This window comes from Streptomyces sp. NPDC000134 (assembly GCF_042899225.1).
Classification (GTDB): Bacteria; Actinomycetota; Actinomycetes; order Streptomycetales; family Streptomycetaceae; genus Streptomyces.
Map to the genome: position 1 here is coordinate 38,560 of NZ_JBIAZN010000007.1, position 22,563 is coordinate 61,122.

A 22,563-nucleotide genomic window follows, 5' to 3' on the forward strand; every position below is an offset into this window, starting at 1 on the left:
GAGCCCCACCATGACCAAGCCGCAGAAGCAGATCCACCTGGCCGCCCACTTCCCCGGCGTCAACAACACCACCGTGTGGAGCGACCCGGAGGCCGGCAGCCACATCGAGTTCGCCTCCTTCGCCCACTTCGCCCGCACCGCCGAGCGCGCCAAGTTCGACTTCCTCTTCCTCGCCGAGGGCCTCCGGCTGCGCGAACAGGGCGGGAAGATCTACGACCTGGACGTCGTCGGCCGCCCCGACACCTTCACCGTCCTGGCCGCGCTCGCCGCCGTCACCGACCACCTCGGCCTGACCGGCACCATCAACTCCACCTTCAACGAGCCCTACGAGGTGGCCCGCCAGTTCGCCAGCCTGGACCACCTCTCCGGGGGCCGCGCCGCGTGGAACGTCGTCACCTCCTGGGACGCCTTCACCGGGGAGAACTTCCGCCGGGGCGGCTTCCTGCCGCAGGAGGAGCGCTACTCCCGGGCCAAGGAGTTCCTCGCCACGGCGAACGAACTCTTCGACTCCTGGCGGGGCGACGAGATCCTCGCCGACCAGGCCGCCGGCGTCTTCCTGCGCGACGCCGGGGCCGGTGCCTTCGTCCACCGGGGACAGCACTTCGACATCCACGGCCGGTTCAACGTGCCGCGCAGCCCCCAGGGCCGCCCGGTGATCTTCCAGGCCGGGGACTCCGACGAGGGCCGGGAGTTCGCCGCCGCCGGCGCCGACGCCATCTTCAGCCGGTACGCCGCCCTCGACACCGGCCAGACCTTCTACACGGACGTGAAGTCCCGCCTCGCCCGGTACGGCCGGAGCCCCGACGACCTGCTGATCCTGCCCGCCGCCAGCTTCGTCCTCGGCGACACCGACGCCGAGGCCGAGGAACTGGCCAAGGAGGTGCGCCGCCAGCAGGTCAGCGGGGCGACCGCCATCAAGCACCTGGAGTTCGTCTGGAACCGCGACCTGTCCGGGTACGACCCGGACGGGCCGCTGCCCGACGTCGACCCGCTGCCCGGGGAGCACACCCTCGCCCGCGGCCGGGCCCAGGTCCGCATGTACCGCGATCCGCTGGCCACCGCCCGGGAGTGGCGGGAGCTGGCGGCGGCCCACAAGTGGTCCATCCGCGACCTGGTCATCGAGACCGGCAACCGGCAGACCTTCGTCGGCTCCCCGGCCACCGTCGCCGAGACCATCGACCGGTACGTCCAGGCCGACGCGGCCGACGGCTTCATCCTCGTCCCGCACATCACCCCGGGCGGCCTCGACGGATTCGCCGACCGGGTCGTCCCGCTGCTCCAGGAACGGGGCGTCTTCCGCACCGAGTACGAGGGCTCCACCCTGCGCGACCACCTCGGCCTCGCCCACCCCGACCACGCGCGTGGCGCGCGGGCGGCGTCATGACGTCCCGCCCGGGGCGGCCCCGGGGGTGAGACCGGCCGCGCGGTGAGCGGGCGGGCGGACGAGCCGGCCCTGGAGGTGGAGCGGACCGGCGGTGACACCGGTCCGCTCCATCGCCCGCCAGTACGCCAGCGCCGTCGGCCCGTCCACCAGGCCCCGGACCAGCGGCACGCCCGCACCACAGGCGTGCAGCAGGGACTCCGCGCGGCAGGACGCCAGGGTGTCCGGCGGCCAGTGCCGGTCCACCGCCTCGGCCGCGGCGGCCACCGACGGCAGGCCGTCGGCCAGGACGCGCCGGGTTTCCCCGACGGTGAGCAGCCCGCCGCCCACGATCAGGACGTCCCCGCGGGCCCGCATCCGGGCCAGCGCCCGTGCGGTGTCGAAGCAGTGCGGGAAGCTGTCGTCCACGACGACCGCGCCGGGCCGCAGCCGGTCGACGTCGATCAGGGCGCCGCCGCCGCTGACCGCCGCGATCACCAGCCCGGCCTCATATACCGCCGCCGGCAGCTCCGGGTCCGAGGCGCGGACGTCGACCTGCCGGGCCAGCCCGCGGTCCACCAGCGTCCGGGCCAGCTCCCGCAGACGCGGAACACTGCCCGGTACGTCGCACAGCACCAGCCGGGCGGGCGGTTCGCCGGCCAGGGTGAGCAGCAGCTCCAGCGAGGACGCGCCGATCGACCCGAGCCCGACCACGGCCACCTCGGTGCCGGCCAGGTCCCGGCCGGTGGCCGCCAGGGCGGCGTGTGCCGTGCGCACCACGGACACGACGGTGGCCGCGTGCCCGGTGGTGAGGGCCGCCCCGGCACCGGAGGCGCGCAGCACGTCGAAGCCGTAGCCGGTGAGCGAGGGGATCAGACCGGCCAGCGACACACAGCGGGCCCCGAGCGCGGACGCCGCCGCCACGGCCCGGACGGTCTGCCCGAGCAGGGCGCCGCCGGCGGCGAGTTCGTCCGCGAACAGCGGTACGGCGAGGAAACCGGACCGGCCCAGCGGCGTCGCCGTCGTCTCCAGCAGCCGGGGTCCGCCGTCCGGGAACAGCAGTCGCCGCAACTCCTCGCGGTCCGGCCCCGCGTCCGGCACCCCCGCGAGCCGGGCCAGCTCGGCCGGCGCCGGCAGATAGCCGACGAGCGCGGCGTCCAGGTCCCCGCCGCCGGTCCGCCGTACCGGACGGGGCACGGCGGAGACCAGCAGGTCACGCAGCCCGTTGGCGAACGCGGCCAGCGCCGGTCCGGTGAAGGCCGCCGCCGCGCCGCGTACGGTGCAGCGCAGCCGGTCCCCGTCGGGCCGCACCGCGAGGAAGACGTCCGTACCGGCCGGGGGAGGCGCGAACCCGCTGTCCTCCTCCTCGTCCTCCTCGTCCCACCGCACGTCCAGCGAGCCGCCGCCCCGTGGTCCCAGGGTTCCGAAGTCGAGGAGCGTGAAGAAGAACTGCGAGGTCAGCGGCAGCCCGCCCGCGTCGCGCGGCACGACCTGCTCATGGGTGCGGGCGGCGATCGTCTCGGCCACCACCCGGCGCACATGCCGCCCGAAACCGCCCCCGCACCACGTCCCCGCCCCCGGACCGGCGGGGCGCACCGCGACGGCCTCCGCGAACGGTCCGAACACCCGGTGGATGTCGGGCACGGGGTGATCGCGGCCGGACACGGCCAGCCCGAGGATCAGGTCCTCCTGCCCGGTGAGGGCCGCGAGCGCCCGGTGGTAGGCGGTGAGCAGCGGCGCGTACAGGGTGCCGCCCGCCTCGGCGGCGATCTCGCGCAGCGCCCCCGCGACGGTGGCGTCCAGGACGAAGTGGCGCGCGTGGAACCCGCCGGGCCGCGCCTGCCCGTTCCCGGTACGGGGCCGCAGGACCGGCCCGGTGTAGGGCGCGGCCTGTTCCGCCCGGCGCCGTGCCGCCTCCGGTGCGGGCGGGGCCGCCTCGGTGAGGCGCAGCGCGTGCTCCCGGAAGGTGCCGCGCAGCGCGGGCAGGCCGGGTGCCTCGGCGCGGGCCGACGCGTCGAGGACGGTGGTCAGTTCCTCCAGCAGCAGGGCGGCGCTGTAGCCGTCGCCGATCAGGTGATGGGCGTGCGCGACCAGCACGTGCTCGCGCGGCCCGAGGGTGAGCACGCGCAGCCGCAGCAGGGGCCAGGCCCACGGCTCGAAGCGCCGGCCGCGCTCGGCGGCGACCCGCTCCGCCACCTCCCCTGGCCCGGACACGGTCTCGAACGCCACCGGCAGCCTCAGCGACGCGGGCAACTCCTGCTGCACCGGCGGCCGGGCCCCGGCCGGGAACACCGTGCGGAGCATGGGATGCCGGGCCACCAGCACGTCCACGGCCGCCTGGAAACGCCGTTCGTCCAGCGGCCCGGCCAGCCGCAGTCGGGCCAGCCAGGTGCCGCCGGCGCCGGGGGAGAGCGCCTCGGCCAGCAGGAAACCACGCTGACCGGGGGTCACGGGGAAGGGGGCCGGGGGGCCTGCGGGGTCGGGCCGCGCGAGGCTCCCGGGGCCAGGCGCCGCAGCGGTCGCGGCGACGGCTCCGGCCGCAGCGGGACCGGGTGTCTCCGGGGCCTCGGCCGCCCCGGCCGCGGTCTCGTCGATGGCGTGGGCCAGTGCGGCCAGTGTGCGGTGCCGGTAGACCGCGGTGGGCCGGGGCAGCGGGCCGTCGCCGTGCCGGGCGAGCCGGTCGAACACCTGGAGGGCCAGCAGCGAGTCACCGCCCAGCTCGAAGAAGTCGTCCTGCGGCCGGACCCGGTCGACCCCGAGGACCTCGCACCAGATCCGGCCGAGCCGCTCCCGGGTGGGGCTCGCCCCGGACGGGACGGCCGCCGCCACCGGCGTCCCGGCGTGCTCCAGCAGGGCCCGCCGGTCCACCTTTCCGGTGCCGGTCAGGGGCAGTGCGTCCAGGACGGTGACACGGGCGGGCAGCATGTACGGGGGCAGGGTGGCCGCCAGATGCCGCCGCAGCTCCACCGCATCCGCCACGGCGTCCGGTGCCGTGCGCGTGACGAAGGCGAGCAGCCGCCCTTCGTCGGCCAGTACGGCCGCCCGCGCGACGTCCGGGTGGGTACGCAGCGCCGCCTCCACCTCGCCGGGTTCGACGCGGTGCCCGCGTACCTTCACCTGGTCGTCGACCCGGCCCAGGAACCGCAGGGCGCCGTCGGGCAGCACCTCCACCCGGTCGCCGCTGCGGTACCAGCGACGGCCGTCCCGCTCCACGAATGCCGCCCGGGTCAGGGCGGGTTCGCCGAGGTAACCGGCGGACAGGCCGACGCCCGTGATCAGCAGCTCGCCGGAGTCGGTGACCAGGACTCCGGTACCGGCGACGGGCCGGCCGATGGGCAGGGTCGTGACCTCGTCGCCGGGGCGTTCGGCGACGACGTGGTAGGTGGCGTTGACGGTGGCCTCGGTGGGCCCGTAGAGGTTGACGATCCGCTGCCCGTGGCCGAACAGGTCGAACCAGCGCCGCACCCGGTCCGCCCACAGCGCCTCCCCGCCGACATGGACCCAGCGCAGCGCGCTCAGGTCGGGCAGTGGCTCGCCGCGCCGGACGCGGTCCTCCGCCGCCGTCAGCAGCCGCTCCCACAGCGACGGCACCGAACTCCACACGGTGATCCGGGCCCGTTCCACGTGCCGCAGCAGCAGTTCGGGGTCGCGCAGCAGGTCCCGGTCGGCGGTGACGACCGTCGCCCCGGTCAGCAAGGGCGCGAGCAACTGCCGTACGGAGGCGTCGAAGCACGGCGAGGACGTGTTCGCCAGCCGGTCGCCGGGACCGTAACCGAAGGTGGTGACGGCCCAGTCGAGATAGTTCTCCATCGCCCGGAACGTGATGGGCACCGCCTTGGGGCGGCCCGTCGAGCCGGAGGTGAAGATGACGTACGCCGTCGCCGCGGCGTCGGCCACGTCGGCGTCGTCGGACGGGACGGGGGCGCGGGGAGCGTCGACGGGGACGGGGGTGAGCGAGGCGAGGGCGTGCGCGGCCGGCCGGGTGCGGTCGTCGTGCACGACCACCCGCACCCCGCACCGGTCGGTCTGCTCCGCCAGCCGGGCCGTCGGGTGCTCGGCGTCGAGCGGCACCCAGCCGGCACCGGTCCGCAGGATGCCGGCCAGGGCGGTCACGGTGCCGGGCCCCGGCGCGGTCAGCATGCCCACCAGTCCGCCCGGTCCCACGCCCAGTTCGCGCAGGCGGTCGGCGAGACCGCGGGAGGCGAGGTCGAGGTCCCGGTAGGTGAGGGTCGCGGTGCCGTCGTCGACGGCCACGGCGTCCGGGGCGGCGCGGAAGCGGTCCAGCAGCCGGGGGACGAGGGAGGCGCGGGCCGTGTCGGCGGCGCGCAGTTCGCGCTCGTAGTCGGCGGCGCGCAGTTCCCGCTCGTAGTCGGCGGCGAGCCGGGCGGTCGTCGCGGGGGCGAAGAGACGCTCGGGCACGTTCCAGGACAGGCGCAGCAGCGGCCCGTCCTCCCAGCAGAGCAGACTCAGCCTGGTGGCGGCCGAACCGGTGCCCGCGGCGGCCGGCCGTACGCGCACCGGGCAGTCCGGGTCCAGCGGGGCCGGGAAACGGGCCGAACTGAAGCTCGCCGGGCTGACCGTGCGCGGCCCCGACGCGTCGCCGGGCAGCAGCCGGGCCAGGTCGAGACTGCTCACCGAGGAGTGCCGCTCGCTCTCCAGCCAGGCCGACCGCACCCGGTCGGCGAGCGCGGACAGCGGTTCGTCCGGGCCGGCCGCCAGCATCAGCGGCAGGGTGTCGGCGAGGGGGCCCACCAGCCGGTCCAGCCCCGGCAGCCGGGCATCGCGGCCCGCCCGCGCGACATTGACCGCGATGTCCGCGCGCCCGCTCCACCGGGCCAGGCAGCGGACGTAGGCGGCCAGCAGGAGGTGGAACAGGGAGACGTTCCAGCGGGCGGCCCGCTCGCGCAGGGCGGTGACGAGATCCTCGTCGAGTACGCGGTGCAGGGTGGTGAGGGGGCCGGGGGAGTCCTCGGACCCGGGGTCACGGTCGTAGGGGAGGGGCAGCGGTGTGTGGTCCGCCAGGCGGTCCGCCCAGTACGCGTGGTCCTCGGCGCGGGCGGCCGGCCGCCGCGCGCAGGAGGCGAAGTCGGCGGCGGGCGGCAGCGGGGCGGGTGCGCGGCCGAGGGCCAAGTCGGTGTAGAGCGACCAGAGTTCGGTGCCGAGGACGTTCAGGCTGTAACCGTCGGCGGCCACATGGTGGACGACGAGGATCAGATGCGCGAGGTCGGCGTGCTCGGTGACCAGCAGCGCGCGGAAGGGGGGCGTGGTGGCGAGGTCGAGGGGCCGGTTGGCGAGTTCCGCCTCCAGCGCTTCGAGCGCCCCCTCGCCCGCCGGGCAGGGCCGCGCCTCGAACCAGGCGTCGGGTCCCGCCCCCGGGGCGATCACCTGAGCGCCGTCCTCGACGCGCACCCGCAGCATCCCGTGCCGCTCGGCGAGGGCGGCGAGGGCGCGGCGCAGCGCACCGGGGTCGAGCGGCCCCCGGACGGTGTGCCGCACCCAGCCGCGGGCCGGGGTCTGCGGGTACAGCAGGCTGCTGGTGTGCAGGGCCCGTTGGACGGGTGTGAGGGGGAAGGGGACGCCTTCCGTGACCGCCGCCGTCCCGCCGTCGGCCACGGGCAGGGCGTCGATGGGCGCGGCGTCGAGGTGGGCGGCGAGTTCCCGCACCGTCCGGTACTCGAAGAAGAGCGTGGCCGGCAACTCCCGGCCCAGCGCCCGCTCCAGCTTCCTGGCCAGGTCTACGGCGGCGAGCGAGTCCAGGCCGAGCGCCAGGAACGGCCGCTCCTCGTCCACCGCCTCCGGCGCGAGCCGCAACGCCTCGGCGAGCAGGGTCCGCAACAGGACGCGGGTGCCGCCACTGTCCCCGGGCCCCGGGACAGTGCCCGGCGGTTCAACCGGCTGCGACGCCTCCTCGGCCGGGACCGGCGGTGACGTCTCCTCGGCCGGGACCGGCGGTGACGCCTTCGCCGCCGCCAGGTCGGCCACGACCAGGTGCGCGGCCTCGACGCCGCAGGCCAGCCGCAGGGCCCGCACCGCCTCACCCGGGGCCAGCGGTGCGCCACCGGCCCGTACGGACGCCCCGTCACCCGAGGCGGCGGCGAGACCGGTGCCCGCGACGGCGTCGAGAGCGAGGGCGAGCCAGGGCCGGCCGGCGGCGCGTTCGGCGGCGGCGAAGGCGTCGAGGTAGGCGTTGGCCGCCGCGTAGTCGCCCAGCGCACCGGCGGTGCCGGGGAGCACCGAGGCGACCGAGGAGAGGGCCAGGCACAGCCGCGGCCGGTGACCGTGGCGGCGCAGGGCCTCGGCCAGCAGCTCGGTGCCGTGCGTCTTGGCGGCGAGCGAACGGTCCGTGTCCCGGCCGTCGGTGCCGCGCAGCGACCCCGGTACGGCCACCCCGGCCGCGTGCACCACGACGTCCGGCGAGGGCATCGCGGCGAACAGCGCGTCGAGGTGCCGGACGTCCGTGACGTCGGCCCGCCGGTAGCGGGCGTCGGCGCCGAGCCCGGCCAGCTCCGCGAGCAACCCGGCGGGCGGCTCCGGAGAACGGCCCGTGAGCACGAGGGTGGGACGGCCCCGCCCGGCGAGGTCCCGGGCGAGCGCGGCCCCGACCCCACCACCGCCACCGGTGATCAGGTACACCCCGTCGGCGGGCAGCGCTTCCGCCCCCTCCGGTACGGCGGGCAGCGGCCGCACCCCTCGGAGCAGCCGCGCACCGTCGCGCCAGGCGACCACGGACGGCGTATCACCGCGTGAAGCGGTCAGCTCGGCGGTAAGTGCGTCCACTTGCCGCTCGGCGGAGTCCTCCGAGGACAGGTCCACGCACACCAGTGCCGCCCCCTTCGTCTCCTCCGGGAACGCCAGGGCGAGCCCGGTGAGCAGGGCCTGCTCGGGGCGCGGGCGGGCCGCGTCACCGCCCGCGCCGGTGCGGTGGGCGTCCTCGGTGAGCACCAGCAGGCGCCGCGCACCGGCCCGGTCGAACCGGCGCAGCGTCCGCCGGAAGGCGCCCGCGGCGGCCGACACCCCGGCACCGTCCCCCGCCCGTGCCGCGAGATGGACGACGGTGTCGGCGGGGCCGGTTGCCCGCACCGGCACGCCCCGCGCGGCCAGACGCGCGGACAGCTCCCGCACCGCCGCCGCGTCCGGCCCGGTGACCGACGTGACCGGGACCGGCCCGGCGGGCGCGGGGAGGACGGCGGGGGTCCAGGCGACGCGGTGCAGCAGCCGGGCCGGGTCGGGGCCCGGCCAGTAGGAACGCCGCTGGAAGGGGTACGTGGGCAGCGGCACCCGGCGGCCCGTGGGCGCCAGCGCGGCGTGCTCGACGGCGACACCGCGGGCCCACAACCGGCCGACGGTACGCAGCAGCGCGCCCCGCCCGCAACCGCCCTCCCGCGCGCCGGCCGGCAGGGCGGAGAACGCGACCGGGGCCGTGGCACCGGCCCGGTCGGCGGCGACCGCGCGCACGGCACCCGGCAGGTCGGTGCCGGGCCCGACCTCGACGAAGGTGTCGTAACCGTCCTCCACCAGCTTCCGCACCCCGGCGCCGAACCGCACCGGCCGCAGCGCGTGTTCCCGCCAGTGCGCCGCGTCCGGGGCGGGCTGCCAGTCGGCCGTCAGGGTGCTCAGCAGCGGTGTCCGGGAGGGGGCGGGGACGAGGGCGCGGGCGGCGTCGTACACCGCTCGCGCGGCCGGTTCCATCAGCGGTGAGTGGAAGGCGCGGCTGACCCGGAGCGCGCGTACCGCGACCCCCCGCGCGGTCAGCTCGGCCACGGCGCGCTCGACCGCCCGTACGGTCCCGGACAGCACCAGCCGGCCGGGACCGTTGCGGGCCGCGACCGCGAGAGCCCCGTCCGACGCGGTGACCAGGGCGTCGACCAGGTCGTCGGCGCCGCGCACGGCGGCCATGGCGCCCGGCCCGGTCGACTCGGCGATCAGCCGCCCGCGTTCGGCCGCGAAACGCACCGTGTCCGGCAGCGTCAGCAGCCCCGCCGCGCAGGCAGCGGCCAGCTCCCCGACACTGTGCCCGGCCACGGCGTCCGGTACCACCCCCCAGGCACCCAACTGGCGGGCCAGCGCCACGCCGTGGGCGACCAGCACGGGCTGGGCGATCTCCGTACGGGCCAGCTCGGCGGGGTCGGCGCCCGGGTCGGTGCACCAGTCCACCAGGCTCCGGCCGTACAGCGGGCCCAGAGCGTCGGACGCCTCGTCGAGGGTGTCCCGGAACGTCTGGGCGGTGGAGTACGACTGCGCCGCCATGCCCGGCCGTTGGGCGCCCTGGCCGGGGAACAGGAAGGCGAGGCGGGGGCGGGTGCGGGCGGCCCGCTCCCCGGGGCCGGACGGCGACGCGGCGAGCGCCGCCAGCCTCGCCCGTACGTCACCGTCGCAGACGAGGGCGAGCCGGTACCGGTCGTCGTCGCGGGCCGTGGCGGCGGTCAGGCACAGGTCCGGCTCGGCGAGGTGCGGGTGCGCCTCCAGGTGGGCCGACAGGTCGCGGACCAGGGCGTGCAGCGCGGGCCGGGTGGTGGCGGACAGGGCGAGGAGATGGGGTCCGCCGGTCTCCGGCCGGGGCGGTACGGGGGGCCGTTCGGGGGCCTGTTCCAGGACCGCGTGGGCGTTGGTGCCGCCGAAGCCGAAGGCGTTGACGCCCGCGATCCGGACACCTCCCGAGGGCCAGGCGACGAGCCGGTCGGGCACCGCGAACCCGGACCGGGCGACCAGCGCGGAGGGCGGTGCCGCGTGCGGCGAGGGCGGCACCTGGCCGTGGCGCAACGCCAGCACCACCTTGACCAGACCGGGCAGCGCGGCGGCGTTCAGCAGATGCCCGATGCCGGTCTTGGCCGAGCCCAGCAGCCGGGGCCGCCCGTCGGGCCGGGCCGGGAAGGCGTGGGCGAGCGACTTCAGCTCGACGGGATCGCCGAGCGCGGTGCCGGTGCCGTGCGCCTCGACGTACGCCACTTCGGCCGGGTCGACGTCCGCGGCGGTGTGGGCGGCGGTGATGACCTCGCGCTGCCGCCGGGGGTTGGGTGCCAGCAGGCTCAGCGAGGTGCCGTCGTTGTTGACGGCGGTGCCCCGCACCAGGGCGTGCACCTCGTCGCCGGACCGCCGGGCGTCGCCGGCCCGGCGCAGCACCAGCACCGCGCCGCCCTCACCCGGCACGAAACCGTCGGCGTCCTCGGCGAACGCCCGGCCGCGACCGGTCGGCGACAGGGCCTGGGCGGCGTGCAGCATCCGGTGCGCGGTCGGCGTGAGATGCAGGTTGACGCCGCCGACCAGGGCGATGTCGCACTCGCCGGCCAGCAGGCTCCGGCGGGCCAGGTGCAGGGCGACCAGCCCGGAGGAACAGGCGGTGTCCACGACCAGGGCCGGGCCGTCCAGATCGAAGGTCTGCGCGATACGGGCGGCGAGGAGACCGGGCAGGTTCCCGGTCAGCGCGGAGGGCGGCAGGGCGGTGCCCTCGCGTTCCAGGATCTCCCGGTAGCCGCTCTCCCCGGCGGTGGTGAACACGCCCACGCGGTGGGCGCGGCGGCGGGGCCCGGCGTATCCGGCGCGCTCCAGGGCCTCGTGGGCCAGCTCCAGCAGCAGCCGGGCCGCCGGGTCGAGGATGCGGGCCTCTTCGGCGCCGATGCCGAAACGGGCGGCGTCGAACCCGGCCGGGTCCGTCAGGAAGGCGCCCCACCGGGACGCGCGGTCGCCGTCCCACCGGTGCGGGGGTACGGGCGTGACGGCGTCGCGGCCCTCGGCCAGCAGCTTCCAGTACGCCTCGGGCGTATCGGCGCCGGGGAAGCGGCAGGAGAGCCCGATGACGGCGAGCGCGCCCTCCGCCCGCCTACCGGCGTCCGCCGCCCGCGCACCGGCGTCGGTGCCGACCGTCCGCGTGTTCTCTTCGTCGTCCTCCGGCCGCGGATCTCCGCCGGCCGGTCCCCTCGGTGCGGGAAGCTCTCCTCCGGTCTCCGCCAGAAGCCGATCGACGACCCCCGCCACCGTGTCCGCACCCGTGTCCGCGCTCGCGCCCGCCCGCAGCGCCGCCGGCTCCAGCGGGACCCCGAACCGGTCCTCGAGTACGGCGAGCACCTCCATGGCCTTCAGCGAAGTGCCGCCCAGCGCGCGGAAGGAGGCGTGCGCGTCGATGTCGGAGGCGGCGAGCCCGAGCACCTCGCCCCACACCTCGCGCACCACTCGCTCGGTCTCCGACCGCGACCGGGGCGCACCCGCCGTTCCCCCGGGGAGGGCGGCCCGCCGACGCGCGACGGCACGCGGGTAGCGGCCGGTCTCGAACCGTTCCCGCAGCACATGGCGCCGCAGCTTGCCGCTGGTCGTGCGGGGAAACCCGCCGGGCGGCAGGGCGATCACTCGTACGTCGTCGTGGAAGAGGGCCTCGCCCACCCGGGCCGCGACCCGTTCGAGCACCTCCTCGGCGGTACGCGGCGGGCGGGCCCAGGACACGAAGACGAGCACCCGCTCGGCGCCGGTGACCGGATCGGTGGACCCGACGACCGCCGTCGGGCCGGGCGGCAGACCGGGCGTGGCGGCGGCGACGTCCTCCAGGTCGGCGGCGTGGTACTTCAGCCCGTTCAGGAACAGCACGTCCTTGTGCCGGCCGCTGACACACAGCCGGCCGTCCCGCAGGAAGCCCAGGTCGCCGGTGCGCAGCCACCCGTCGGCGCCGAAGGAAGCCGCGGTGGCCTCGGGCAGGTCACGGTAGCCCCGGGCGAGCTGGGGGCCGCGTACCTCTATGTGACCGACGCGCCGGTCACCGAGGACGCGCCCGGAGTCGCCGACGATCCGGACGGCACAGCCGGGCACGGGATGGCCCACGTCCATGAGTTCGACGGCCGAGTCGTCCGCCCGTACGGCGTCCACCGCCCGTCCCCGGCCCAGCGCGGCCCGGTCCAGCACCAGGGGGACGGCGACCTCGCCCGGCGGGGGGAAGGCCACCGCGAGCGTCGCCTCGGCCAGGCCGTAGACCGGCGTCAGCGCCTGGGGTGCCAGGCCGGCGGGGCGGGTGAGGCGGGCGAAGTCGCGCCAGACGGACGCGGAGATCGGCTCGGCCCCGACCAGGACCCGCCGCACGCGGGAGAGGTCGTAGCGGGCCATGTCCGCGGCGGGGACGCGCCGGGCGGTCAGCGCGAGGGCGAAGTTGGCGGCCGACAGATGGGTGGCGCGGTGCGCGGTGGCCGCCTCGAACCACACAGCGGGCCGTCTCGCGAACGTCAGCGGCTCGATCCTGACCTGTCCGGCGCGGGCGGCGAGCGGCGCGAGATGGGTGCCGACCAGGCCCATGTCGTGGAAGTACGGCATCCAGCCGACCACCACGTCCTCGCCGGTCAGCCCGGCGGCGGTGACGATCTGGCGGAGGTTGGCGGCGACCGCGGCGTGGGTGAGTTCCACGCCCTTTGGGGCGCCGGTGCTGCCCGAGGAGAACTGCACGAACGCCAGGTCGCCGGGCCGTCGGGCCGGAGGCTCGGTGAGTTCGGGTCCGTCGCGCAGGTCGTCCAGGTGCCAGAGCACCGCGCCGTCCGGGAGGTGCCGGGCCCACCCGGCACCGGGGGCGTCGGCGAACACGGGCGGCCGGCCCAGGTGTTCCCACACGGGCAGCACCCGGCCGGCTTCCGCGGCCAGCGGCACCGGCACCAGACCGGCCCCGACCAGCCCCCAGAACATGACCTGGAAGTCCTCGCCGCGGTCGGCGACCAGCGGCACGCAGGTGCCGGGCGGGGCCCCGGCCGCCCGCAGCCCGCCGGCCACCCTGCGGGCGGCGAGCAGCAGGTGCCGCAGGGTCACCGACCGCTCGCCGTCGCCGCGCACGTGCACGAGGACCTGCTCGGGTGCCTCGCGGGCCGCGTCCAGCAGGAGGTTCCACAGGGTGTCGTCGCTCATCGTCCGTTCTCACCAGGTCAAGGGCGCGTGCACGGACGGTGGTCCGCCCGTTCTCCGGTGAGACGGACAGAGGCGGGACAACGTTCACCGCGTGACCGATCTCTCGGCGCTCCCCGACCGGTTCAGCGGTCCCGTCCTCGTGCCCGTCGGGGAGCACGCCCGGCCCCGGGCGGCTCCCGCGCCCGCTGTCGGGCCGTGTCGAGCGGGGACCGGGGCCGGTGCCGAGCGGGGGACCGGGGTCCCGGTCCTGGCGCGAACTCCCCCGGGAGAACCGGCCACTGGGCAGACGCGGAGTGCGCGGACGATCCGGCGACGGCCCTGGCACGCCACCGCCCCCCTCGGGCCACCGGGGCGTGCCAGGGCCGGCCCTCCCGGCCGTTGGGCGGGGAGGGCCGGCCGCCGAGCGCGAGGACATCGCTCAGGCCCTGTCCTGGGGCGGCGTTCTCACACTGGTCGTCCTCGCCGGGCGACCGGGGGACGCGGGAATGACCCGGCGCGCGCAGGCAGGGACGAGGCCGGAGTTGGTGCGTCGGCGTATGGACTCCGGCCGCTCTTGGTCGGTCACGGCACGACCCGGGGGCCAGGGGTCATGGGCGCGCGACGGATGTCCGAAACACCCGTCCCTGCGGGCGCCGCCCACTCAGAGTAGGGCACCTCTCCACCGCCGGAACCGGTATTTCCGGCCGTTCGGCCGGGCACGGACGGGCCGGTGCGCGGTCCCGCCGAGCCCCGCTGGTCCCACCGGTGGGCCGTTCATCGCGATCACCGGCGGGGAGGCGGTCCGGCGCCGCCTCGCGGAGGGGCCCGGGACCTCACCGGCACCATCGGGTCACGCCGTCACCGCGCGGTGCGGGCCGGCCGCCCCGCCGCCCCGATTGTCCGAAGTCTGCCCGCCCGGCACGGCCCGCGTGTCCGGCCCGACCGCCCGCCGGCCCGTCCACCTGCCCGTCGGGGCTTCCCGCGCCGCGCACGGGCCGCGCGGAGCGACCCGCACCCGTCCCCTGCGCCCGGCCCGCGCGCCGGGCCACCCAACACCGCGCCGGGGCCACCCACACCGCGCCGGGGCCACCCGCGCCGGGCGCCCCGCGCCGGGCCACCCGCGCCACGCCGCGCCACCCACGCCGCGCCGGGCGCCCCGCGCCGGTCCACCCACGTCACGCCCCGCCACCCACGCCGCTCCGGGCGCCCCGCGCCGGTCCACCCACGTCACGCCCCGCCACCCACGCCGCTCCGGGCGCCCCGCGCCGGGCCACCCGCGCCACGCCGCGTCACCCGCGCCACGCCGCGTCACCCACGCCGCTCCGGGCGCCCCGCGCCGCGCGACCCCCGCGCCGTACGACCCGCGCCGCGTTCGGCGGCCCGCGAGTCAGGCCGGGCGGCGGCCCGCCGCCGTGCGCAGCGCCAGTTCGGCCTGAGCCAGGGCGTCGACCGGTGCCGGGTCGTCGAGGCCGGGCACGCAGACCACCCGCCCGGCGTCCAGCGCGGCCAGCGAGGCGTCGACCACCTGGTCGACGGGCATACCGCCCTCGTCGTGCACGCTCGGCTCGCGTCCCGCCACCGGCGCCTCGCCCCGCGACCGGTGGAACTCTGTCGCCGTCAGCCCGGGGCACAGCACCTGCACGCGCAGCGGCGACCCGGCCAGCTCGGCGGCGAGCGTGCGGGTGAAGGTGACCACGTACCCCTTCGTGCCGCCGTACACCGCCCGCCGGGGCAGCGGACCGGGCGGCAGGGACCCGGCGAAGGCCAACTGGGAGGCCACGTTGACCACCGTGCCCCGCCCCCGGTCCAGCATGGCCGGGACCACCGCCCGGGTCAGCGCGGTGACCGCGACGACGTTGACGGTGAGGACCTTGGCCAGGAGGCCGGGTTCCAGTTCGGCGAACGGGCCGTAGCCGTTGATGCCCGCGTTGTTGAGCAGGAACCCGATGTCGTCACCGGCCGCCCGCTCGGCCACCCGGGTCAGGTCGTCGGGGTCGGACAGGTCGGCCACGAGGGTCTCCACCGTCGTGCCCGTCTCCTCGCGCAGATGCCCGGCGAGGTCGTCGAGCCGCTGTGCGCGCCGGGCGACGAGGACGGTGTCCCAGCCCAGCGCGGCCAGTCGCCCGGCGTAGGCCGCGCCGATGCCGGAGGAGGCGCCCGTCACCAGGGCCGTGCCATGTCGTGTACTCACTCTTGCCTTGCCTTTCGCCCTGCCGTGCCGCGTCCGCCGTGACCGCTGACAGCTACCCGGTCCGGCCCGGACACCAACCGGCGTGTCCGCCACCCGTGGGCCCCGGCCCCGGTCAGGGCGCCGGGACGGGGTCCGTGTCCTCCAGCTCGGCGACCAGCCGGTCCAGGGCGGGCAGGGCGCGGGCGAGCACCGCCCGGTCGGCGGGGGCCAGCGCGTCGACGACCCGGGTGAGGGCCGCGGTGCTGGCCCGGTCGTAGCGGCGCAGCAGGTCCTGCGCCTCCCGGGAGGCGGTGAGGACCACGGTGCGCTGGTCGTGGGCGGGCCGGACGCGTTCCACCAGGCGGGCGGCGGACATCGTCCGCACCAGGTTGCTGACCGTGGACGGCGCCACCCGCAGCCGCGCGGCCACCGCGCCGGGGGAGAGGCCCTCGGGGGAGGTGGACAGCGCGCGCAGCAACTCGATCTGGGCCTCCGGCAGGTCGGGGAGGCCCTCCGCGTTCCGGGTGGCCCGCAGCACGGCCCGGCGCAGCGGTCCGAGCAGCCCGCCGAGCCCGGCCGCCACGCGGGCGGCGTCCGCGTCCTCGGCCGGTTCCCCGCCGCCGTACCCGTCCGCCGCCCGGTCCGTGCTGTGGTGCGTCCCTGTCATCCCACCATTGTGGCCGACCGGCGGTGCGGCCCCGGGCGGGCCCGGCAGCGGCCGGGGCGCGGCCGGCCCGCCGAGGAAGCCGGCGGCGAGTTCCGCCGCCCGCCCGGCGCCGTACACGGGGAAGCCGGACCGCGCCGGCCGCGGTCAGGGCCGGGGCCGGAACGCCGCGCCCTCCGCGGGCGGGCCGCCGCCGATGCCGGTGAGCATCTCCCGGCAGAGATCGCGGAGCTTGAGGTTGCGGTGCTGGGACGCCCTGCGCAGCAGCGTGAACGCCTCGTCGGCACCGCAGCGCTGCTGGCCCATGATCACGCCGATCGCCTGGTCGATGACGCTGCGGGACTCCATCGCGGTCCGCAGGTCGGCGGCGTACTCCTGGGCGTCGGAGATCCGCTGGGCGAGCGCGATCGCCCCGGTGGCCTGCGCGGCCAGCGCGCGCAGGTCGTCCAGACCGGTATCGGTGAAGCCCGCGGCCTTCGGCGAGTACAGATTGAGCGCGCCCGCGGTGTCGGTGTGGGCGGCGATCGGCAGCGAGGCCGACGACCGGGTTCCGCAGGCGGCCGCGTAGGCGGGGTAGGGGCCCCAGCGGGTCTCGTCGAGCATGTCGGTCACGATGACCTCCCGGCCGGTCCGCAGCGACTGCAGGCAGGGCCCGTCGTCCTGCCCGTACTGGGCCTCGTCCAGCTCGAAGGCGATGCCGCCGGTGCTGGCCACGGTCAGCGGGCGGTGCTGCCGCTCCACGGTGATCCCGGCCCCGGCCGCCGTGGGCGCCATGGACAGGGCGCGCTCCGCGAGCGTCTGGAGGAACTCTTCGAGAGAGCCGGTGCTCAGCAGGAGAGAGGTCACGTCCGGGAGCCCGTACGCCTGGTCGGTCATGATTCTTCGCTTCCTTCGGGGCATGCGGCCCGCGGGCCGGCATCCTGTGTGTCACCGGGGACGACGGGGAATCGGCCCGAAGAGAGACCTCCGGCGGAACCGGCCGGCCCGGCCCGGACGGAAGCCGGACGTGACGGCCGCTGCTCCTGCCACTATGCCTCGCCTCCCCGGGGGAACGCGCACTGTCGCCGCGGCCCGCTCAGGCCACGGTGAGCACGGTCTTGCCGCGGGCGTGGCCCCCTTCCACGTGGCGTACCGCCCGCGCCGCCTCGGCCAGCGGGTGCACCCGGTCGACCACGGGGGTCAGCCGGCCGGAGTCGATGAGCGCGGTGACGGTGAGCAGGTCCCGGTGGGTGGGCCCGGCCGGGGTGGCCGGGATCAGCACGCGGAGGCGCTGCTGGGCGACGGCACGGCTCGCGACCAGGACGAGGGTGGAGCCGACCGCCCCGAAGACCCGGCCGGGCGACCCCCCGGCGTTGCCCACCAGGGTCCCGGCCGGGGTGAGCGCCCGGCACAGCCGGCGCGGCGGGCGGTTGCCGACGTTGTCCAGGATCAGGTCGTACCACACCCGCCCGTCGGTGAAGTCCTCCCGGGTGTAGTCGATCACGCGGGAGGCGCCCAGGGAGCGCACCAGCTCGACGTTGTCCGGGCCGCAGACCCCGGTGACCTCGGCGCCCAGCTCCGCGGCGATCTGCACGGCGAACGTCCCCACCCCGCCGCCCGCCCCGTTGACCAGCACCCGCTGCCCCGGCTCGGCCCGCCCCACGGTGCGGATGCCGCGCAGGGCGGTCACCGCGGCCATCGGCACGGCGGCGGCCTGCTCGAAGCTGAGGCCGGCCGGCTTGGCCACCAGCAGTTCCGCGTCGGTACGGGCGTACTCGGCGAACGCCCCGGGGCAGAAGCCCAGCACCTCGTCGCCGGGCCGGACCCCCCGCACACCGGCGCCGACCGCCGCCACCTCACCGGCCGCGTCGATCCCCGCCACCTTGGCCTTCGGCCGGGTCAGCCCCACGCCGCCGAGCAGCCGCGCCACATACGGATCACCGCGCAGCATGTGCCAGTCGTACGGATTGACCGCCGCGGCCCGCACCCGCACCAGTACCTGACCGGCCCCCGGCTCGGGCCGGTCCACCTCGGCCAGCCGCAGTACGTCCGGCGGACCGAACCGCTCCTGAACGATCGCCTTCATCCGCTCCCGCCCCCTCGTCCGCCCTGCCGGCGCCCTCGACGCCGCCCCCGCAGCATGTCGCACCCCCACGCCCCCGCCGCAAGCCTCGTGCGGCCGCCGGTCGCCGGAGGCCGGGAATGCGGCAGGGGGCCGGACGGTTGAACGGTGCGTCTGACGTGTTCGAGTCAATCGGCTCGGGCGGTGGACGGAAGGAGCACCTCATGGCACGCGCCACCACGCGACCGGTCGTCAAGCTGAAGTCGACGGCCGGCACCGGGGTCACCTATGTGACCCGCAAGAACCGACTGAACGACCCCGACCGGCTGGTCCTGCGCAAGTACGACCCGGTGGCCGGCGGGCACGTCCTGTTCCGCGAGGAACGCTGACCCCCGCCCCGTCCGGGCGCCCGGGGCTCGGGCGGGGCGCACGAAGGCGCGGTCAGGGCGCGGACATCGCGCGCAGGCCCCGGTCGGCGAAGGCGATCAGCCACTCGAAGCTCTCGTCGATGTCCGCGCTCCACCGGAAGCCCCCCGCCGACTGGAGGGTGGCGAAGCCGTGGCAGAGGCTGCGCAGGGTGCGCAGGGCGTGGTCCATGTCGGACTCCGCGACCGCGTAGCCGCGCAGGACCGCCAAGAACGCGTCGAGCAGCTTCCGGCCCGCGGCGGCCACCGGATCGTCGGGGCCGGACGGCTCCACGCCGATCGTCGCGGCGTACCGCCCGGGGTGCGCCAGGACGTAGGCGCGGAAGGCACGGGCCGCGGCGGCCAGGGCGTCGCGGCCGGCGTACCCCTGGACCGCGCCGCCGACCGCGTCGGCCGCCTCGCTCAGCGCCAGCGCGGCGATCCGCCGGTTGAGGTCGTCCTGGCCGGCCACGTGCTTGTAGAGGGACGGCGTCCGCACGCCCAGCCGCCCGGCCAGCAGCCCCATCGTCAGCCTGGCGGCGCCGATCTCGTCGGCGAGGGCGGCCCCGGCCGCGACCACGGCCGCCGGGTCGAGGCCCGCCCTAGGCACGGGCCGCGTCCGAGTGCAGGAAGGACAGCACCAGCGACGCCACCCGGTCGGGGAACTGGTCGTGCGGATAGTGCCCGGCGCCCTCGATCAGCTCCAGGCGGCCGAGGCCGGGCGGCAGCGCCGCGACGACCGCCGCGCCCTCGGCCCGCGGGTCGGCCCAGTCGGGATCGAGCGTGCCCATCACGACCAGGACCGGGCAGCGGACGTCCGCGAGCCGCGCCCCGGCGTCGGCCGGCGCGCTGCCGCCCATGCCGCGCAGGGCCTTCATCCGGCCGGGCTCGCGCAGCAGCGCGTCGATGCGGGCGAGCCGCTGCGCCCAGTGGGCCGGCTTCGCGCCGGGGTAGGCCACGTCGAGGTACGAGCGCCACAGCTTCGCGCTGCCGAACAGGACCGCGCCCAGCAGCCGGGACATGCCCCGGCGGAAGCGCCGTACCCGCAGGTCGCCGAGGCGCACCGACTGCTTGCGGGTGAACGGCGCCAGCTCGACGACGGCGGTGATCAGCGCGGGCTCCCGGGCCGCGGCGATGGTGGCGGCGCCGCCGGAGACCGAGTGGCCGACGAGCACGGCCGGGCCGCCGAGGTGGCGGACGACGGCGAGCAGGTCGCCGGCGATGGCGGTGCGGCTCCACTCGGGCCATTCGGCGCTGGACTCGCCGCAGCCGCGCAGGTCGACGGCGGCGACCCGGTAGCCCGCGGCGACCAGCGGGGGGATCACCGCCCGGTACGCGGCGCGACTGTCGCCCATGCCGTGCGCGAGCACGATCAGCGGGCCGGAGCCCGCCACCTCGTAGGCGATGGTGCCGCCGTCCACGGTCAGGTACTCGGTCATGGCTTCCCCCACTGTGGCTAATTGTGTTAGCTAAAAGCTAATGTCGTTAGCCGCGTTCGTCAAGGGGCGCGTCCGGGGAGCGGACGTCGGCCAGGGTGGTGGCCAGGGACTGCCAGATGTGCGCCGCCAGGTCGAGGTTCTTCGACTCCGCGGCCTCCCGGCCGAGCCGTTGCAGGACCGCGATGCCCTCGTCGGCCCGGCCCGCCAGGATCGTCAGCCGTCCGTCCAGGACGTGCAGCCGCACCCGGTCGCGGTAGGACAGCCGCAGGTCCTCGTCGTCGAGCAGGGCCCGGCCGAGCGCGCGGGCCCGGTCGAACTCGCCCTTGTGGAAGGCGAGATGGGCCTGGAGGGCGCGCAGTTCCTGGATCTGGAGCGGGGTGCCGATCAGGTCGAGGACGGAGGCGGCCTCGCTCAGCCAGCGGTCGGCCGCCGCCACCCGGGGCGGTGACATCTGCAGCGCGGCGGCCGTGGCGGCGGCCCGCAGCCGGGTCCACAGGGTCAGGTCGTCCTTGCCCTGGAGGAGTTCCAGGGCCGTCTCCAGCCGGGCCTGGGCGGTCGCGTGGTCGCCCTGGCGGTTGCTGACCATGGCGGCCGTCCACAGCGCCTCGGCCGCCTGGGCCGGCGCCGCCTTCGGCAGCAGCTCCCGCTCCAGTTCCGCCACGTGCCGGCCGGCCGCCTCCAGCCGGCCCAGCTCCGTCTCGATGCTGATCAGCACGATCAGGGCGGCCGTCGTGTCGGAGGCGGAGAGCTGCTCGGCGCGGGCGACGGACAGCGCCTCCACGGCCGCCGGCTCCGCCGCGCGCATGTCGCCGAGCGCGCGGGCGCAGCGGGCGTACCGCACCCGCGCCCTGGCCCGCAGCTCGGCCGCCCCCAGCCGGTCGCTCAGCTCGATCAGTTCCCGCAGGCGCCCGCGTTCGCGCTCGTGGTCACCCTCGCGGCCGGCGGCGCGGCTCAGCAGCCACAGCGCCTGCCAGCGGGCGGCGGGATCGTCCCCCGGGTCCTCCTCGACCGCGCGGCTGATGGCCGCGGTGCCGTCCACGCCGGGCGGCGCCGACGCCACGGCGGCCAGTACGCCGGTCAGGGACCGGTCCCGCGCGGGCCCGGTCAGCGCGGACGCGTCGACGCCGAGGCGCTCCGCGAGATAGGCCACCGCGCGTTCGGTGGGCCGCCGTTCGCCCGACTCCAGGCGGGACAGGTATCCCGTCGACATGCCTTCGCCGACGAGGCCCGCCTGGCTCAGGCCCCGCTCCAGCCGGAGCCTCTTCAGCCGGCGGCCGAAATGCGGCTGCTCGAGCATCTCCCCCCTCTGGTCCGATGGTCGTGCGTGCGTCGAGACCTCCGTCCCCGGCCCGTACGGTCGGGCGTGTGGAGTTGTCAACACTTTATGGAGCACTTGACAGGGCGGCAAGTCATTATGAGCCAGGGTAAGTTCCCAGTTCAGAGGCATTGTGCGGCCCCTCCGGACGGGCACCGGACGCCGGGTGCGCGGACCGTGAAACCCGCCGCTCCGAAAGGAAGTTGACAGGTTGCCCAGTTCACCTGGCAAAGCCTTGCCAGGGCAGTTGCCGACCTTTAGTCTCAAGGTGCCGCCCCTGATGCGATCCCCTACTCGTCTCGTGGAGGTTCTCGTGCCGCCTCACGCCCTTCCGGGCTCATCGCGTAGGACGAACGGCGAGATCGAATGGCCCTGACAACGTTATCCGGGGGCTGGCCGCACCGGCGCCCGTCCCTCGGCACCCCCTGATCCAGCACCCCCCCCGAATTCCCCGCACGACGCGGAGCACCCGGCAGTTGGCACCGAACGCGGTGCCGCGCGCCGGTTCCGGACACCCGCCGGCACCCCGGCAGTCGCGCACCGGTCCGCTCCGCCGGCGCGGCCCTTCCCCGGCCCCCCACGCTCAGGAAGAAGGACGGTACGTCCGTGGCGACCACGAGTTTCCCCGACGCCTCGCCCCGCAAGGAGAACCAGACCCACCACACCGCCCGAGGCGGCGCACCGCTCGGTGCCGCGCCCGGGGGTTCCTGCACCGCCCAGGTGTCCCCCGGGGACCTCCTCGTCATCACCGCGGACCCCGCGTTCGCCCGCCAATTCGGCCTGGGCGCGGACGAGATACGCGGCCACGGCCTGTTCGACCTCCTGCGTTCCGCCGGTCCCGCACCGCTGCGGGAACGGTTCGCCGCCCTCCGCTCGGGGCGGTCCCGGCACTTCACCGAGAGCGTCACCGGCCGGGACCGCGACGGCCGGACCTTCACCGCGGAACTGACCGGGACCGCCACCCGGAGACCCTCCGGCGAGATCACCCGCGTCGTCGTCCTGCTGCGCCGGACCGGGGAAGCGCGGCGGCCGGAGAAGGCCACCGCGCCGGGCGGCGCGCCGGTGCTCAGCGCGCTCGACGCCCAGGTGCTGGAAGGCGTGGCGAGCGGCGAGTCCACGGTGCAGTTGGCCTCCCGTCTCTATCTGAGCCGTCAGGGGATCGAGTACCGCGTCGGGCAGATGCTGCGCCGGTTCGACGCGCCCAACCGGCCCGCCCTGGTGGCGCGGGCGCACGCGCTGGGGATGTTCGCCACCGGCCAGTGGCCGCCGCGCGTCCTCCCCGAACGCGTGAAGTGACCCCGACCGGCATACGGCGGCCGCGGC

The 22,563-nt window shown here is 76.6% G+C and carries 11 protein-coding genes; 3 read left to right on the forward strand and 8 right to left on the reverse strand.

The window, feature by feature from the left end; translation table 11 throughout:
• Window positions 1–10: 10 nt before the first annotated feature.
• A complete protein-coding gene (locus ACFY32_RS12410; protein WP_390674072.1) occupies window positions 11–1,384 on the forward strand; it encodes an NtaA/DmoA family FMN-dependent monooxygenase in 1,374 nt (457 codons plus the stop codon).
• On the opposite strand, the gene ACFY32_RS12415 is transcribed toward ACFY32_RS12410, so the two are convergent.
• The 5 genes from ACFY32_RS12415 to ACFY32_RS12435 form a co-directional block, all read right to left on the reverse strand.
• Window positions 1,379–13,228 (reverse strand): amino acid adenylation domain-containing protein, encoded by an 11,850-nt coding sequence (locus tag ACFY32_RS12415; protein ID WP_390674073.1) that lies wholly within the window; start codon window positions 13,226–13,228, stop codon window positions 1,379–1,381. The two genes, ACFY32_RS12410 and ACFY32_RS12415, sit on opposite strands and share 6 nt — an antisense overlap.
• 1,366 nt (window positions 13,229–14,594) lie before the next feature.
• Entirely contained in the window at window positions 14,595–15,398 is an 804-nt protein-coding gene (locus ACFY32_RS12420; protein ID WP_390674074.1) for an SDR family NAD(P)-dependent oxidoreductase, read from the reverse strand.
• 112 nt (window positions 15,399–15,510) lie between these two features.
• On the reverse strand, window positions 15,511–16,044 hold the full coding sequence (locus tag ACFY32_RS12425) for a MarR family winged helix-turn-helix transcriptional regulator (RefSeq protein WP_390674075.1): 534 nt from the start codon (window positions 16,042–16,044) through the stop codon (window positions 15,511–15,513).
• Window positions 16,045–16,188: 144 nt separating this feature from the next.
• Window positions 16,189–16,917 (reverse strand): GAF and ANTAR domain-containing protein, encoded by a 729-nt coding sequence (locus ACFY32_RS12430; protein WP_390674076.1) that lies wholly within the window; start codon window positions 16,915–16,917, stop codon window positions 16,189–16,191.
• A gap of 199 nt (window positions 16,918–17,116) precedes the next feature.
• Complete coding sequence (locus ACFY32_RS12435) at window positions 17,117–18,106, reverse strand: NAD(P)-dependent alcohol dehydrogenase (protein ID WP_390674077.1); 990 nt, start codon at window positions 18,104–18,106, stop codon at window positions 17,117–17,119.
• A 200-nt stretch (window positions 18,107–18,306) separates the two neighbouring features.
• Here ACFY32_RS12435 and rpmG point away from each other — a divergent pair, with 200 nt between their 5' ends.
• On the forward strand, window positions 18,307–18,471 hold the full coding sequence (gene rpmG / locus ACFY32_RS12440) for a 50S ribosomal protein L33 (RefSeq protein ID WP_190204578.1): 165 nt from the start codon (window positions 18,307–18,309) through the stop codon (window positions 18,469–18,471).
• Between the two features lie 52 nt (window positions 18,472–18,523).
• On the opposite strand, the gene ACFY32_RS12445 is transcribed toward rpmG, so the two are convergent.
• Genes ACFY32_RS12445 through ACFY32_RS12455 form a run of 3 tightly spaced genes read right to left on the reverse strand, consistent with a single transcriptional unit; the run spans window position 18,524 to window position 21,222 of the window.
• The gene (locus ACFY32_RS12445) at window positions 18,524–19,066 is read right to left on the reverse strand and encodes a TetR/AcrR family transcriptional regulator (protein WP_390674251.1); all 543 of its coding nucleotides are present in this window, start codon (window positions 19,064–19,066) and stop codon (window positions 18,524–18,526) included.
• A gap of 22 nt (window positions 19,067–19,088) precedes the next feature.
• Window positions 19,089–19,925, reverse strand: a complete 837-nt coding sequence (locus tag ACFY32_RS12450; protein ID WP_390674078.1) for an alpha/beta fold hydrolase — start codon at window positions 19,923–19,925, stop codon at window positions 19,089–19,091.
• A gap of 46 nt (window positions 19,926–19,971) precedes the next feature.
• Window positions 19,972–21,222 carry a helix-turn-helix domain-containing protein gene (locus tag ACFY32_RS12455; protein ID WP_390674079.1) on the reverse strand — a complete coding sequence of 417 codons (1,251 nt, stop codon included), beginning with the start codon at window positions 21,220–21,222 and terminating at the stop codon, window positions 19,972–19,974.
• 624 nt (window positions 21,223–21,846) lie between these two features.
• On the opposite strand from ACFY32_RS12455, the gene ACFY32_RS12460 reads away from it, so the two are divergent.
• Window positions 21,847–22,536 carry a PAS domain-containing protein gene (locus ACFY32_RS12460; protein ID WP_390674080.1) on the forward strand — a complete coding sequence of 230 codons (690 nt, stop codon included), beginning with the start codon at window positions 21,847–21,849 and terminating at the stop codon, window positions 22,534–22,536.
• Window positions 22,537–22,563: the final 27 nt, after the last annotated feature.

Excerpts from the sequence above, each read along its gene's own strand:
- ACFY32_RS12410 (WP_390674072.1), top strand. The coding sequence starts at position 11 with ATGACCAAGCCGCAGAAGCAGATCCACCTGGCCGCCCACTTCCCCGGC.
- ACFY32_RS12415 (WP_390674073.1), bottom strand. The coding sequence starts at position 13,228 with ATGAGCGACGACACCCTGTGGAACCTCCTGCTGGACGCGGCCCGCGAG.
- ACFY32_RS12425 (WP_390674075.1), bottom strand. The coding sequence starts at position 16,044 with ATGACAGGGACGCACCACAGCACGGACCGGGCGGCGGACGGGTACGGC.
- ACFY32_RS12430 (WP_390674076.1), bottom strand. The coding sequence starts at position 16,917 with ATGACCGACCAGGCGTACGGGCTCCCGGACGTGACCTCTCTCCTGCTG.
- ACFY32_RS12435 (WP_390674077.1), bottom strand. The coding sequence starts at position 18,106 with ATGAAGGCGATCGTTCAGGAGCGGTTCGGTCCGCCGGACGTACTGCGG.
- rpmG (WP_190204578.1), top strand. The coding sequence starts at position 18,307 with ATGGCACGCGCCACCACGCGACCGGTCGTCAAGCTGAAGTCGACGGCC.
- ACFY32_RS12450 (WP_390674078.1), bottom strand. The coding sequence starts at position 19,925 with ATGACCGAGTACCTGACCGTGGACGGCGGCACCATCGCCTACGAGGTG.
- ACFY32_RS12455 (WP_390674079.1), bottom strand. The coding sequence starts at position 21,222 with ATGCTCGAGCAGCCGCATTTCGGCCGCCGGCTGAAGAGGCTCCGGCTG.